This window comes from Oceanihabitans sp. IOP_32, assembly GCF_009498295.1.
GTDB lineage: Bacteria > Bacteroidota > Bacteroidia > Flavobacteriales > Flavobacteriaceae > Wocania > Wocania indica.
On the sequence record NZ_CP040813.1, the window covers coordinates 2,732,776 to 2,747,521 of the forward strand.

At 35.4% G+C, this 14,746-nt stretch carries 10 protein-coding genes and 1 other RNA gene; 7 read left to right on the forward strand and 4 right to left on the reverse strand.

All coding sequences use genetic code 11. The features are described from left to right. Nucleotides 1-294 precede the first annotated feature (294 nt). Nucleotides 295-689: a transfer-messenger RNA gene (ssrA, locus tag FEZ18_RS11440) on the reverse strand. 265 nt (nucleotides 690-954) lie between these two features. On the opposite strand from ssrA, the gene FEZ18_RS11445 reads away from it, so the two are divergent. The 3 genes from FEZ18_RS11445 to FEZ18_RS11455 all read left to right on the forward strand — a co-directional run bounded on the left by FEZ18_RS11445 (nucleotide 955) and on the right by FEZ18_RS11455 (nucleotide 4,195). Beyond that, entirely contained in the window at nucleotides 955-2,193 is a 1,239-nt protein-coding gene (locus FEZ18_RS11445; protein WP_228122740.1) for an NAD(P)-dependent oxidoreductase, read from the forward strand. 762 nt (nucleotides 2,194-2,955) lie between these two features. Beyond that, nucleotides 2,956-3,690 carry a slipin family protein gene (locus FEZ18_RS11450; protein WP_153268438.1) on the forward strand — a complete coding sequence of 245 codons (735 nt, stop codon included), beginning with the start codon at nucleotides 2,956-2,958 and terminating at the stop codon, nucleotides 3,688-3,690. Between the two features lie 133 nt (nucleotides 3,691-3,823). Beyond that, nucleotides 3,824-4,195 (forward strand): DUF1801 domain-containing protein, encoded by a 372-nt coding sequence (locus tag FEZ18_RS11455; protein WP_153268439.1) that lies wholly within the window; start codon nucleotides 3,824-3,826, stop codon nucleotides 4,193-4,195. A gap of 16 nt (nucleotides 4,196-4,211) precedes the next feature. Here FEZ18_RS11455 and FEZ18_RS11460 read toward each other — a convergent pair whose 3' ends face one another. Together FEZ18_RS11460 and kdsA are read right to left on the reverse strand one after the other, a co-directional pair. Next, nucleotides 4,212-4,448 carry a CDGSH iron-sulfur domain-containing protein gene (locus FEZ18_RS11460; RefSeq protein WP_153268440.1) on the reverse strand — a complete coding sequence of 79 codons (237 nt, stop codon included), beginning with the start codon at nucleotides 4,446-4,448 and terminating at the stop codon, nucleotides 4,212-4,214. 41 nt (nucleotides 4,449-4,489) lie between these two features. After that, on the reverse strand, nucleotides 4,490-5,308 hold the full coding sequence (kdsA, locus tag FEZ18_RS11465; RefSeq protein WP_153268441.1) for a 3-deoxy-8-phosphooctulonate synthase: 819 nt from the start codon (nucleotides 5,306-5,308) through the stop codon (nucleotides 4,490-4,492). Between the two features lie 282 nt (nucleotides 5,309-5,590). Between kdsA and typA the strand changes: the two genes are divergently transcribed. After that, a complete protein-coding gene (gene typA, locus FEZ18_RS11470) occupies nucleotides 5,591-7,384 on the forward strand; it encodes a translational GTPase TypA (RefSeq protein WP_153268442.1) in 1,794 nt (597 codons plus the stop codon). A 341-nt stretch (nucleotides 7,385-7,725) separates the two neighbouring features. Here the strand turns inward: typA and FEZ18_RS11475 are convergent, their stop codons facing one another. Further along, the gene (locus FEZ18_RS11475; protein ID WP_153268443.1) at nucleotides 7,726-8,409 is read right to left on the reverse strand and encodes a cell division ATP-binding protein FtsE; all 684 of its coding nucleotides are present in this window, start codon (nucleotides 8,407-8,409) and stop codon (nucleotides 7,726-7,728) included. A 343-nt stretch (nucleotides 8,410-8,752) separates the two neighbouring features. Between FEZ18_RS11475 and FEZ18_RS11480 the strand changes: the two genes are divergently transcribed. The 3 genes from FEZ18_RS11480 to FEZ18_RS11490 all read left to right on the forward strand — a co-directional run bounded on the left by FEZ18_RS11480 (nucleotide 8,753) and on the right by FEZ18_RS11490 (nucleotide 14,687). Beyond that, the gene (locus tag FEZ18_RS11480) at nucleotides 8,753-11,794 is read left to right on the forward strand and encodes a tetratricopeptide repeat protein (RefSeq protein ID WP_153268444.1); all 3,042 of its coding nucleotides are present in this window, start codon (nucleotides 8,753-8,755) and stop codon (nucleotides 11,792-11,794) included. Between the two features lie 98 nt (nucleotides 11,795-11,892). Beyond that, nucleotides 11,893-13,620, forward strand: coding sequence for a TonB-dependent receptor (locus FEZ18_RS11485; protein ID WP_153268445.1), 1,728 nt, complete (start codon nucleotides 11,893-11,895; stop codon nucleotides 13,618-13,620). Between the two features lie 482 nt (nucleotides 13,621-14,102). After that, nucleotides 14,103-14,687, forward strand: coding sequence for a DUF1287 domain-containing protein (locus tag FEZ18_RS11490; protein ID WP_153268446.1), 585 nt, complete (start codon nucleotides 14,103-14,105; stop codon nucleotides 14,685-14,687). The last annotated feature ends 59 nt before the right edge of the window (nucleotides 14,688-14,746 follow it).

Below are 14,746 nucleotides of genomic sequence, written 5' to 3' on the forward strand. Positions count from 1 at the left end.
ATACCAATGTAGTTTTGATCTGTTGCATTATTAATTTGAATTATTTGTTGTTCAGATGAGATAGAAAATCAAAGCATAGCCATAGTTTTATGCTATACCGAAATATGAGCGAAAAACAAGCGAACCATCGCTCTTAGTCTTAGAAAAAGATCGACTTATTAAACGCAAGCACATCTATGTATAGCAGGGCATGGATTTCAAAAAAGTGAAAAACTTAAGGTGTTGCAACCAAAATAAAGCCAAAACAACACCTAATAAAAAAAACCTTGTAAACACTGGTGTTTACAAGGTTTTTAGTGGAGTCGGAGAGAATCGAACTCTCGTCCAAACAAGTAACCAAAGAGCTTTCTACACGTTTATTCTTTTCTTGGGTTTTCGACTAAAAGCTGGTTAAAGACAACCCACTTTTAGCTTAGCTTCTTTAGTTTCGAAAAGGCATCAAAGCACTACCTTATCTATATTGACATTTACGATGCCTCAAAATGGAACGCCGCCAATCAAGGCTTTCCGGAGACATAAAGCTTGTACACCTGGTGTACCTAGGCCAATCTTACTATAATTCAGATTATGCAGCTAAAGCGTAGTTATTCTCGCCGTTTAAAATTTGGTCTAGCCTTTAACGTGTTTCAATGCCATTACACGACGTGCTTACCGTTCAATTAATCTCGCTGTCAAAACCAGTCGACCCCTTAATTAATTGTTTTTTTAAATGCGTTTTAATCAAAAAAAGCATCGGTTTTTGGGCGTTACCCACTTTTGCTTTTAGTGGCAAAACTGGGTCGGGCTTTCGGCAGTCGCTTTTTTTGAGAAAAACAAAAAAGAGCTTCAACAAATGCCTCAATCCCTAACGCGGGCAGCAAAGATACCAAAAAAAATTCAATAACGAAGCAAAACCCAGACTACCATCTACAAAAACTATACCAAAAAAATAAGTTGTCAGATTATAAAAAAATCATGAAATTAGCCCAAATTATAAAACCCATGCGCACAACATTCGCTTTAATCAAAGAACGGAAAACCCCACCAGACAGACGTGTCGTGTTTTCACCAGAAAAATATGCAGAAACGAAGTCGAAATTCCCAGAAGGGATATATAAAGTAGAATTTTCCGATATTCGAGTTTTTCCTGATAAACAATATCAAGATCAAGGGTTTGAAGTGACTAACGATGTGTCCGATTGTGACGTTTTAATTGGTGTTAAAGAAGTACCTATCGAAAATTTAGTGCCTAACAAAAGCTATTTTTTCTTTTCGCACACCATAAAAAAACAGCCTTATAACCGTGATTTATTACGTGCAATATTAGATAAAAACATCACACTTTACGATCACGAAACCATAGTTAATAAAGAAGGCTTTAGGTTAATAGGTTTTGGGCGTTACGCCGGTTTAGTGGGCGCTTACAATGGTTTTCGTGCTTTGGGTTTGCGCGATAATTTATTTAATTTGCCTAAGGTAGAAACCCTAGCCGATTTAAATGCCGTGAAAGCAGAATTAGACAAAATCACGCTGCCAAACATAAAAATACTACTGTCCGGATCCGGAAAAGTGGCCCATGGCGCCAAAGAAATATTAGACCATCTGCAAATAAAACAAGTTACAGATGCCATGTATTTAACCTCGCAATTTACCGAGCCCGTGTATTGTATGGTCGATGTTATGGAATACAACAAACGAACCGATGGTAAAGTAGGCGATAAGTGGGCCTTTATTAACGACCCAACGGGCTACGAAAGTAACTTTATGCCTTATGCTAAAGAAACCGACTTTTTTATAGCTGGGCACTTTTATGGTAATAATGCTCCCTATTTATTTACCAGAGCCGATGCCAAACACCCAGATTTTAGAATTAATTTGGTGGCCGATATTTCTTGCGATGTCGACGGGCCAGTCGCTTCAACATTGCGCGCCTCAACCATTGCAGAGCCCTTTTACGGATACGATGCACAATCTGAGAGCGAAGTCGCTTTTAATGCTCCAAACGCCATTACCGTGATGGCCGTAGATAATTTACCATGCGAACTCCCAAAAGATGCCAGCGAAGGTTTTGGCGATATGTTTTTAGAACACGTCATCCCCGCATTTTTTAACAACGATGCCGATGGTGTGTTACAACGTGCCAAAATTACCGAAAACGGAAAACTCACAGAAGCATTTGCCTACTTACAACGTTTTGTTGATGGGGAAGAATAAAACTTAAATAATAGTGAAAATTTGGTTTTTTAATGGAGTTTTATAATTGAATACAGAACAACTCAGCTTTCTACGTGTAAACCTGGGTGGCATCATTGATGAAAATCATTCTTATGTACTCATGGGTGTTATTATTTAGTGGTTGGCAATCCAAAAGATCCCATTAATTAATGAGACTCGTTATTAAAGCAATCAAATCCAATTAAAAAAGAGGCGTTAATTTTAAACTTATCGTACAAAAACAGAGGGTTTCGAAATGGAAAATCCCAAGTCGTGCCACAGCTCAGATGCATTTGGGTTAAAAGACAATCTATTGGATTGTGAGATACAATTTCAAAATCATTAGGCACTCTGCCAATCCTCATTTAATTTATCGATATTAAAGCAGACCAAACGAGAACCTATTATATGGCATCGTTTAATAAAACAGACCTTCTTGTAATTATGATGTTATAGAAGCTAAACTCCGCTAAGCTCAGCTCAATAAGTGCGTTTAAAAATATTGGCTTTTTCTGAAAAACAGAGGCTTCTAAAAAATTAAACTTAATTAAAGCGAGCTCAGAGTTTTTATAATTTATTACTAATCGTATTATTTTAGAAGCAACACCTCATATCTTAAATAACATAGTTGGTTTTAAACGAAATCAAAAACAAATTTCCTTTTTTTTTTGTTTTTATTGATATAATTTTGTGTTAAATAAAACTGCTTTTCATTGAAAATCAATATCTTATAGGGTGAATTTTAAATATAAATAAAGCGTCATGAATCTGTTATTACTATTTGCGATATTTTTAAGCGTATTCTTACTTTCGGGAATACGAGTAATTTTTGAATACAAACGAGCTTTAAAATTTAGGTTTGGGAAATATATTAAAACATTACAGCCAGGGTTTAGATGGATTATACCTCTAGTAGAAACCATACAGGTTGTCGATATTAGGGTAATTACCATTAATATAGTTTCTCAGGAGGTTATGACAGAAGATAATGTACCCTGTAGTATTGACGGTGTTGTTTTTTTTAAGGTTATCGATCCAGAAATGGCGGTATTAGAAGTAGAAGAATATACTTTCGCCATCACACAATTGTCGCAAGCGGCCTTACGAGATGTTTGTGGAAAAGTCGAGTTAGATACCATTTTGTCTAAACGTGAAGAAATGGGGAATAATATTAAAAAAATAGTAGAGGTTGAAACCAAAGATTGGGGTATCGATATAATCGATGTAAAAATAAAAGACATTCAGCTACCCGAAAATATGAAACGGATGATGGCTAATCAAGCAGAAGCAGAACATTCTAGACGGGCACGAATTATTTTGGCCTTGGCAGAAGAACAGGCAGCAGGTAAATTATTAGAAGCTGGTAAATTAATAGACCAATCACCATCGGCGATAAAGTTAAGGTTATATCAAACCTTGTCTAATATAGCGGCAGAAAAGAACTCAACCATTTTGTTCCCCTTCCCTGAAGAAGTATTACCAAAAAAATCGAAGTAAAAAAAAATTAGATGCCTTTTTAGGTGCACTACTTCCATAAAATTTAAATAAAATAAAGCGGATTTTAATAAAAGTATTTACACTAAACATAGACCACTTTATTTAGTGTATTCGCTTAAATTATTAAATTAGCATGGTAAATCCAGCCGAACATTACATATTAAATCAACCCGAACCCTATCGCTCTATTTTAATGCACATTCAAGTGATTATAGAGCACACTATTCCTGAGGCTGAATTAAAATATAAATGGCGAATGCCTTGTTATTACTTAGGTAAAACTCCTGTTTGCTACTTAAACGCTAGCCATAAAAATCAATTTGTAGATGTAGGTTTTTGGCGCTCGGCATACCTTTTAGAATTTGATGAACATCTGGTTAGCGAGAACCGCAAAGTGGTTAAATCGCTTCGTTATTATTCTTTAGAAGATATAGACGAGGCCATCTTTATAGCCATTTTAAAGGAAGCCGAAAAGCAAAAAGGAAAATCGTTTTATAATAAGTAAATTTTAAAACAAAATTCTAGTGGTGAGACCCATCACAGTATGGCGGATTTTTAGTTTGTTTGCAGGTACAGAGGTAAACTGTTTTAGCCGCTTCAACAGAAAAAACTATTGGTGTTGTTGCTTTTGCTGCTTTGTGAGATCCATTGCAAAAAGGATGATTTTCGCTATGCCCGCATGTACACCACGCGTAATTTTTGTTAGCTTCTAATTCACATTGTATGGGCGTGTCTCCGCCTCGTTTATTATTAACCATAATATCAGTTTTTACTTTTTACAAAACCAAATTACGACTATTTATAATTTATTTATCGTTTTTCTAATAGAAACTAGGTTAGTTAATAACGGTTCTAAATTATCTAAATGCAACATATTAGCACCATCACTTTTGGCATTTGCTGGATCAAAATGGGTTTCTATAAAGAGCCCGTCCACATGGTTTACAATTCCTGCTCTGGCGATGGTTTCAATCATATCTGGTCTACCACCAGTAACACCTGCACTTTGATTAGGTTGTTGTAAGGAATGTGTGACATCTAAAATAGTGGGAGCATACTCTCGCATGGTTGGAATACCGCGAAAATCTACAATCATGTCTTGGTAGCCAAACATGGTGCCTCTATCGGTTATCCATACTTTGTCACTGCCCGTATCTTTAACTTTTTGTACGGCGTGTTTCATGGCCTCCGGACTCATAAATTGACCTTTTTTTAAGTTCACCACTTTATCTGTTTTGGCGGCGGCAACAACCAAATCGGTCTGGCGAACCAAAAAAGCTGGAATTTGTAGCACATCAACATATTGCGCTGCCATTGCAGCATCAGAAACCTCATGGATATCGGTAACCGTAGGAACGTCAAATTTCTCTGATACTTTTGCTAAAATCTCTAAAGCTTTTTCGTCTCCTATACCAGTAAAACTATCTATCCTGCTACGATTTGCTTTTTTGAAACTGCCTTTAAAAATATAGGGAATTTCTAATTTGTTAGTAATGTTTACCACCCTTTCTGCTATTCTAAACGCCATGTCTTCACCTTCTATGGCGCAAGGGCCTGCCAGAAGAAAAAAATTGTTGGAGTACGTATGTTTTATTTTAGGGATATCTTGAAGTTTCATAAAATGTAAGCTATAAATTAAAGATGCAAAGTTACTATTTGTAAACGAAAGTTTTTAATTATTTAAGCCCTAGTCTAATTAATAGTGCTATTATCTTTCTAAATCAGGCATTAATCAGCCAAAAAAATAAAATCCCATATATTCCAAACAGCGATTATAAAGTAGGATTTAACTGATTTAAAGTTGTTTTTTTGATGTTTTTTGTAAAAAGGAAATACCCAAAAGTTATTTTTATATAATTTATGAGTACATTTGCAGGCTTAAAAAAAGGGAGCACACATTATGGCTAACATTAAAAATATCGCAATTATTGCACACGTAGATCATGGTAAAACCACCTTGGTTGACAAAATTATGTACCACTGTCGGTTATTCAGAGAAACCGAAAACACGGGTGATTTAATTCTAGATAACAACGATTTGGAGCGTGAAAGAGGTATAACCATTACTTCTAAAAACGTTTCAGTAATTTATAAAGACACTAAAATCAACGTTATTGATACACCAGGTCACGCCGATTTTGGAGGTGAGGTAGAGCGGGTTTTAAATATGGCCGACGGTGTATTGTTACTGGTAGATGCCTTTGAAGGGCCTATGCCGCAAACACGTTTTGTATTGCAAAAAGCAATCGATTTAGGTTTAAAACCTTGCGTGGTAATTAATAAAGTAGATAAAGATAACTGTACACCAGATGAGGTGCACGAAAAAGTATTCGATTTAATGTTTGAATTGGGTGCTGAAGAGTGGCAATTAGATTTCCCAACCGTTTATGGCTCGGCCAAAAATAATTGGATGAGCACCGATTGGAAAAATGAAACCGATAGTCTCGAGCCTTTATTAGACATGGTAGTCGAGCACATTCCAAATTTAAAAATTGAAGAGGGTAACACCCAAATGCTCATAACATCACTAGATTTTTCGTCGTTTACAGGACGAATTGCTATTGGACGCTTAACACGTGGCGAATTAAAGGTGGGACAAAATATTTCTTTAGTTAAAAGAGATGGCAGCGTTGTTAAAAATAGAATAAAAGAATTACACGTTTTTGAAGGGGTTGGCCGTAAAAAGGTAGACGAAGTTCAAACCGGAGATATCTGTGCTATTGTTGGATTAGAAGGTTTTGATATTGGCGATACAGTGGCCGACTTCGAGAATCCAGAAGGGCTAGAAACCATTGCTATCGACGAGCCTACAATGAGTATGTTATTTACTATTAACGACTCACCGTTTTTTGGTAAAGATGGTAAGTTTGTAACCTCAAGGCATATTAAAGAGCGATTAACCAGAGAACTAGAAAAAAACCTAGCTTTACGTGTCGAAGAAACCGATAGTGCAGATAAGTTTATGGTGTTTGGTCGTGGTGTACTGCATTTATCTGTTTTAATCGAAACCATGCGTCGTGAAGGCTACGAATTGCAAATTGGACAACCTCAAGTTATTATAAAAGAAATTGATGGTGTTAAATGTGAGCCTGTTGAAGAAATGACCATTGATTTACCAGAAGCAGTTTCAGGTAAGGCCATCGAAATGGTTACACTACGTAAAGGAGAAATGCTTAGTATGGAAGCAAAAGGCGAAAGAATGGTTTGTCAATTTTTAATTCCATCGAGAGGTATAATTGGACTGCGTAACCAACTGTTAACAGCAACTGCAGGTGAGGCTATTATGGCACACCGTTTTAAAGAATATCAACCGTTAAAAGGTGGTATTCCAGAACGTCAAAACGGTAGTTTAGTGTCTATGGAAACAGGCCAAGCCATCCCATATTCTATTGATAAGTTACAAGATAGAGGGAAGTTTTTTGTAGATCCCGGAGAAGATATCTACGAAGGTCAAGTTATTGGAGAAAATTCTCGAGGCGACGATATGACGGTAAACGTTACCAAAACCAAAAAATTAAGTAACGTGCGTTCTTCGGGAGCCGATGACAAAGCTAAAATTGTGCCTGCAATTAAATTTAGTTTGGAAGAGGCTTTAGAATATATTCAAAAAGATGAGTATGTGGAGGTAACTCCAAATTTCTTAAGAATACGTAAAATTCATTTAACTGAAGTCGAGCGTAAACGAAATAAATAGTAAGAAACACTAAAGTGTATAAAAGAGAGGGTCTGTTAAGGTCTCTCTTTTTTTTTGCTTTAATTTCTTACCAATATTATAAAAATATGGTGTAGATTAAAAAAAAACCAATGCTTGGTATTGGTGGTTTTTTAATTTTTCAGAGATATGCTTTTTTCTACATTTAAAGAAGGCGAAAAGCTATAAATGGATAGTAAAAGCTTAAGCACGCGGTCTTAAAAGTTACAGTGGTTCTAATGTGGTATTTTTAATAGCAATAGTATTAAAAATGCACATTAGGCTTCGTATTATGGGGTGCCATAGTTGTACAAAAAAAAAGCTGAGATGGGGTGTAAAATGTATTAACTTTTTCGTTGTACGACCTCAAAGACGGCGTTATTATCGCATTTTAAGGTTTTACTGGGGTACTTAAGTAAAAGCGCATAATCGTGAGTAGCCATTAAAATGGTGTTGCCGTTTTTGTTTATTTCTTGTAAAACCTCCATAACTTCAACACTTGTTTGCGGGTCTAGATTTCCTGTCGGCTCGTCGGCAAGTATCAGTTCAGGATTGTTTAGTAAAGCCCTAGCAATAGCAATGCGCTGTTGCTCGCCACCAGAAAGCTCATGCGGATATTTAAACCCTTTGGTTTTCATGTCTACTTTACTTAAAACCTCTTCAACACGAGTTTCCATTTTAGATTTGTCTTTCCAGCCAGTAGCCTTTAAAACAAATAGTAAATTGTCGTTTATAGTTCTATCGGTTAGCAATTTAAAATCTTGAAAAATAATACCTAACTTCCGTCTTAAATACGGAATGTCTTTTTCTTTAAGTGTTTTTAGGTTATAATCTACAATATGACCTTCGCCTTCGGTTAATGGTAAGTCACCGTAAAGTACTTTAATAAAACTACTTTTTCCAGTACCGGTCTTGCCAATTAAATACACGAAATCACCTTTATTTACTTCAACATTAACCTTAGAAAGCACTAAATTATCGCCTTGATAAATAGCGGCGTCTTTTAACTGTAAAATGGGACGAGACATAGTATAATTTTTAAGTCGTGTAAATGTATTACTAAAAAGTGAAATGCAAAAGTAAAGCTCGATAAGTTAATCGGGTTTAACAGCAATAAGGCTTATTAAAATCCAGAGTACATCTTTAAAAGTAATTTACTAAACAGAACATAATTAAGTATCAATTATTGCGTTATATCAATAATTAGTGTTTAAAATGCCTTTATCTGGGTTATTTATAGTTTAAGATACCTAGGTTTTAAGGTTTTTTAAAATCTAAACTTAAAATAAAAACAATTTGTTTTGAGCTTTTAATTGCAAACAAATAACCTTTAATTATCTTTGATTTTTCAAATTAAAAAACGCCTTATTAATGACTAAAAACAGTATTGTTTCTCTATTGGTAGCCTTAAGTTTTTGCGTTCAAGTGATGGCGCAAAAGTCTGCAACGTACACAAGCGATTTAGTGACATATCAAAAAGCACTTACCTTATTCAACAATCAACAATATCTCGCCGCTCAGTCGTTGTTTAAAACCATTAAAAAGGAGGCTAAAGACGAGGTTTTAAAATCGAATTGTAGTTATTATATTGCCAATAGTGCTGTAAGACTTAATCAGCGTAATGCCGATCAATTGGTGGAAGCCTTTGTGGAAGATTACCCAACAAGTACAAAACGTAATACGGCTTTTTTAGACGTGGCGAATTATTATTTCAAAAACGGAAAATACCCACATGCCAGAAAATGGTACGATAAAGTCGATGAAGATGCTCTGGCATACGGTGATAAAGAAGCGTTTAATTTTAATAATGGCTACTCGGCATTTTCTGTAAAACAATATAAGGTTGCCAAAACCTATTTGACCCGAGTTGAAAACTCTTCAGAATACGGGGCGCAAGCCAAATATTATATTGGTTTTATGGCTTATGAGGGCGATGATTACAATCAGGCAAACTCTTATTTTGATCAAGTAAGCGACCAAGAGCGATACAAAGAAAAGCTGTCGTATTACCAAGCAGATTTACATTTTAAACTCGGTAAATTTGAAAAGGCAATTGCCTTAGCAAAAGAGAGGTTGGAAACTAGCGATGCTGCTGAAGTGTCTGAACTCTCAAAAATTATTGGTGAAAGCTATTTCAATTTAGAAAAATACGCCAAGGCTATTCCTTATTTAAAAGCTTACCAAGGAAAAAAAGGCAGTAGAGATAGAACTGGGAAATGGAATAATACCGATTTCTATCAATTAGGTTTTGCGTATTACAAACAGGGCGATTACGAAAATGCCATTTCAGAATTTAATAAAATAGTTAGCGGTTCAAATACCGTTGCACAAAATGCCTATTACCATTTAGGGATAAGCTATATTAATTTAAACAAAAAACAAGAGGCTTTAAATGCATTTAGAAATGCCTCTCAAATGAATTTTAACCTAAAAATTCAAGAAGATGCTTGGTTAAATTACGCGAAAATTAGTTACGAGATTGGGAATCCATATCAATCGGCACCACAGGTTTTAGCTGCATATTTAGAGAAGTATCCTAATTCTAGTTATAAAGCAGAGATAGAAACCCTTTTAATCGATTCTTACATCACCTCGAAAAATTATAAAGAAGCGCTAAAGCTTTTAGAAGGTAAAAAGAGTTTTGAGAATAAGGCAGCCTATCAAAAAGTGGCATTCTATAGGGGTCTTGAATTGTATAACGACACGAAATACTTAGAAGCCGAATCGTTTTTCGATCGCTCTTTAGAGCAAGCCATAGATCCAAAATATACAGCGAGAGCAACCTTTTGGAAAGCCGAAGCAGATTACAATCTAACCAATTATAATGATGCTTTAGTGGGTTTCAAGCAGTTTGAACAGCAAGCAACTTCAGAGGCAACTCCAGAAATGGAAAACATAGATTACAATCTCGCTTATGCCTATTTTAAACTTAAAAACTACGTTCAAGCTGTGAAGCATTTCAATCAATTTATCGCCATCGATAGAGATGATGTAGTAAGACTAAACGATGCGTATTTACGATTAGGCGATGCACATTTTGTGTCTAGCCAATACCACGACGCTATAAAAGCTTATGAGGACGCCATAGAAATGAGTGCGATAAACGCAGATTATCCGTTTTTTCAAAAAACAATAAGTCTGGGCTATATTGGACAATCTTCTAATAAAATAAAAGGTTTAGAGCAATTTATCGAAACCTATCCCAAATCAAAATTAAGGGATGATGCCATGTTCGAATTGGCAAATTCTTATGTTAAAGTAAATGAAAAAGACAAAGCATTGCGCATGTATAATCGTTTAAATAACGAGTATAAAATGAGTTCTTTTGTTCCAAAAGCCTTATTGCGTCAAGGTTTGGTGCATTATAACGATAGTGAAAACGAGCAGGCATTACGTACATTTAAAAGTATAGCCAGTAATTATCCAGGCACGCCAGAGGCGGTACAATCGGTATCTACTGCGCGATTAATTTATATCGATTTAGGGCGTGTTAACGATTATGCAAAGTGGGTGAGAACCTTAGACTACGTTGAGGTAACTGATGTAGATCTCGATAATACCACTTATGAGGCAGCCGAGAAACAGTACCTACAGAATAATACAGACAAAGCCATTAAACAATTTAATGGGTATTTAAATGAATTTCCAAACGGCTTAAATGCATTACAAGCACATTTTTATGTCGCGCAATTATATTATAAAAAAGACTTATTAGCAAATGCAGCACCGCATTATAAATATATTATCGAAGCCTCGCAAAACGAATATACCGAACAGGCTTTACTGCGATTGTCTCAATTTCATTTAGAGAATAAAAGCTGGGAAGAAGCCCTGCCATTACTATTGCGTTTAGAATTAGAAGCCAATTTCCCGCAAAACACCATATTTGCACAATCTAATTTAATGAAAGCGAATTATGAATTAGAAAATTATAACGAAGCGGTTTCTTATGCCGAGAAAGTCCTTTTAAATTCTAAAATCGATAATAAAATTAAAAGTGACGCCCATATTATTATAGCGCGTTCTGCGATGAAAACAGGCGACGAAAGTCGTGCGCAAACCGCTTATGCCGAAGTAGAAAAAGTAGCTACTGGCCAAATGGCAGCAGAAGCCTTATATTACAAGGCTTACTTTAAAACCAGAGATGGTGCCTATGAGGCATCAAATAAATCTGTTCAAAAGTTAGCTAAAGACTTCTCTGGATATAAATATTATAGTGCTAAAGGTCTGGTGCTTATGGCGAAAAATTATTACGCATTAAAAGATGCCTTTCAAGCTACTTATATTTTAGAAAGCGTGATATCGAACTTTACAGAATTTGAAGATGTTGTAACTGAAGCTAAAGCAGAATTGAGCAAAATTAAAGCAGAAGAAGCCAAAACCAATGCCTCTGTTAAAACCGAACAAAACTAGTATTGTTACAGTCTGTAAAGTGTCAGGCCCAACAGATTAGTACCGTTGGTAGTCGAAGTGAAGTATTGTATAAATTAAAAAATCGAAAATAAATCCTTATGCGAAAGCACAAAAAATATATTTTATTAGCCATTGTTACTTTAAGTGTAACCACTGTTTTCTCTCAAATAAGAAAAAATGATACCATTAATACAGGTGTTGTAGATATCGTAAAACCTTACAAGCCAACTATTTCTGATGCTTTTAAGGTTAAGGAAGTCCCACCTTTGGTAGATGAAGAAACGGCGACAAAAAAAGAACTTAAATATAATATTTTGTCATTTCCTGTAGCCTCAACATTTACACCAGCAAAAGGCAAGGCTGCGGTTGTAGAAAAAGCAAAACCCATAGAATTGTTCGATAATTATGCAACTTTGGCCGTTGGGACCTATACTACTATTTTGGGCGAAGTGTATTTAAATCATGCCCTTAGCAGAACTGAAAGTGTTGGGGGGTATTTAAGTCATCACTCATCGCAAGGTGGGATTGAAGGTTTAGCCTTCGACGATAATTTTTCGAGTACAAAGTTAAATGCTAAGTACTCGAACGAATTGAGAGATTTCGCTTGGCAGGTAGAAGGTGGTTTTCAACATGATATGTTTAATTGGTACGGTGTGCCAGAATCTCAAATCACGGTAGCACAAGCAAATAGTATCGATGTCGATCATACATTTTATAGTGCGCATTTAGCTGGCGATATTACATTCGAGAATTCTTATATTAATTCAGCTAGTTTGTTATTAAGACATTTTGGAGATGATCAAGATTCTGAAGAAAACAGGTTTATAGCCAAAGCAAAAGTAGATGTTCCCATAAATAGCGAAGAAATCTCTACAGAGGTAAAGTTAGATTATATAGGAGGTACTTTTTACCGAGCTTACTCTGTAAACACCCCGTTAGAACATCGCAATATTCATCTAGCGGTGTCACCAACCTATCAATTAAAACAAGATGATTTAACGGTAAATGTTGGGGCATCAGTATCTTATTTAAGAAATTTTGAAACTAAGGACAATAATTTCTATGTGTACCCCAATGTTACGGCAACCTATCGCTTGGTAAGTGATGTATTAATCGCTTACGGCGGAATTACAGGCGAACTCATTCAAAATTCGTATTACGATTTTGCTTCAGAGAATCCATTTGTGTCGCCTACATTATTTGTCACGCCAACCGATCAACAATATAATGGCTACTTGGGGTTAAAAGGTAAAATAACTCGTAATTCAAGTTATAATATTAGTGCGAGCTATGTTGCTGAAAATAATAAAGCTCTAATCAGAAATAATGAGATTAGTTTAACTACTCAAAATTATGCCTACGGAAATTCTTTTGGTACCGTATACGACGACGTAGAAACCTTTGGTATTGCTGGAGAAATTGCTATAGATGTCGCCAGAAACTTTAAAATGAGTGTAAAGGCCGAATATTTTAAATACAGCACAGATAATGAAGCCGAAGCTTGGAATTTACCCGAGCTAAAAGGCTCGTTGTTTTTAGACTATCAGGTTACCGAGCAAATTTTTGCTGGCGCGAATCTATTCTATGTAGGCGAGCGTAAAGATCAATTTTTCTTGAATGATGGTTTTATATTTATAATGCCATCTACAGTGGTTTTAGAGAGTTATTTTGATGCCAATGCGCATGTAGGATACCATATAAACGATAAATTTTCGGTCTTTGCCAAAGCAAATAATATAACCAATGAAGGCTATCAGAAATGGCAGAATTTCCCTGTGCAAAGTTTTCAGGTTTTGGCAGGTGCGACGTATAAGTTCGATTTCTAATGTCGTTACGAGGCGTGTAACAAGGTGCTAATCTTTTGAGCTAAACTATATTTTTATTCATTAATGTCCGACAAAAGACATAAGACCGCTTCGCTAATAGACATAAGAACCAAGACTTGACTCTAACTAACTGATAAACAGAAGTACTTTAAATTAACAAAATAGTTCCTTTAAATCTTAATAATTATTTCAAGTAAGCAAGGTGACATTTTAAAAAACGTACAAAGTTCTTGATTTTAAAAGGATTGACAGCATTTTAATATTTTTAATCGGACACTAGTGATTTTTAATTAAAAATTAGTTTTCTGATCTCATAAATAGAACATTTAATTTTAAACATTTTAATAAAGACCAAACATCGAGTAATTTTGTTCGTAACGGAGACCTAAAAGGTTTCAAAAACCTGTTAGGTCTGTCAGGTTTTTATTATCGTGTAAATCGGTAGTGGTTAGTGCTCTAAAATAATGTTTATCATGTACTTAATGAAAACCTATACACTCTTCATAGCTTTCCTATCTCTCAACATTGGTATGTCACAAAGTGATGCACAAGTATTAACCTTGTCTCAGGCAGCATTAGAACTAACTCATCAAAAAGTAACTTACGATCCAAGTTATTTTTCGATTGCTTACCCTAATGGCTATGTGCCTAGTGATAAAGGGGTTTGTACCGATGTGATAATTAGAGCCTTCAGGAGACTTGGTGTCGATTTGCAAAAACGGGTTCATGAAGACATGAAAGCAAACTTTAGCGCCTATCCGAAAAATTGGGGTTTAAAAAGTACCGATAGAAATATTGACCACCGGCGTGTGCCTAATTTAAGGACGTATTTTGAGCGCCATGGCACCGAATTGCCTATTACTCAAGACCCCAATAATTATCTGCCAGGTGATATTGTGACTTGGAATTTAAAAGGCGGTGCCAAACATATTGGAATCGTGGTTAATAAAAAATCGAAAGACAATAAACGCAACTTAATTGTTCATAATATTGGGGCAGGACAGGTTATTGAAGACTGTTTGTTTAGGTTTAAAATTACGGGGCATTATCGATATCCCAAAAAGTAATATCAATTATAATCTTTAAAAGGGTTTGTTTTAGCACGTTTTTTTTATTTTTATAAAAA

Bases quoted from the DNA above. Each gene is read 5' to 3' on its own strand.
- FEZ18_RS11445 (WP_228122740.1), top strand. From the start codon at position 955: ATGAAATTAGCCCAAATTATAAAACCCATGCGCACAACATTCGCTTTA.
- FEZ18_RS11450 (WP_153268438.1), top strand. From the start codon at position 2,956: ATGAATCTGTTATTACTATTTGCGATATTTTTAAGCGTATTCTTACTT.
- FEZ18_RS11455 (WP_153268439.1), top strand. From the start codon at position 3,824: ATGGTAAATCCAGCCGAACATTACATATTAAATCAACCCGAACCCTAT.
- FEZ18_RS11460 (WP_153268440.1), bottom strand. From the start codon at position 4,448: ATGGTTAATAATAAACGAGGCGGAGACACGCCCATACAATGTGAATTA.
- kdsA (WP_153268441.1), bottom strand. From the start codon at position 5,308: ATGAAACTTCAAGATATCCCTAAAATAAAACATACGTACTCCAACAAT.
- typA (WP_153268442.1), top strand. From the start codon at position 5,591: ATGGCTAACATTAAAAATATCGCAATTATTGCACACGTAGATCATGGT.
- FEZ18_RS11475 (WP_153268443.1), bottom strand. From the start codon at position 8,409: ATGTCTCGTCCCATTTTACAGTTAAAAGACGCCGCTATTTATCAAGGC.
- FEZ18_RS11480 (WP_153268444.1), top strand. From the start codon at position 8,753: ATGACTAAAAACAGTATTGTTTCTCTATTGGTAGCCTTAAGTTTTTGC.
- FEZ18_RS11485 (WP_153268445.1), top strand. From the start codon at position 11,893: ATGCGAAAGCACAAAAAATATATTTTATTAGCCATTGTTACTTTAAGT.
- FEZ18_RS11490 (WP_153268446.1), top strand. From the start codon at position 14,103: ATGAAAACCTATACACTCTTCATAGCTTTCCTATCTCTCAACATTGGT.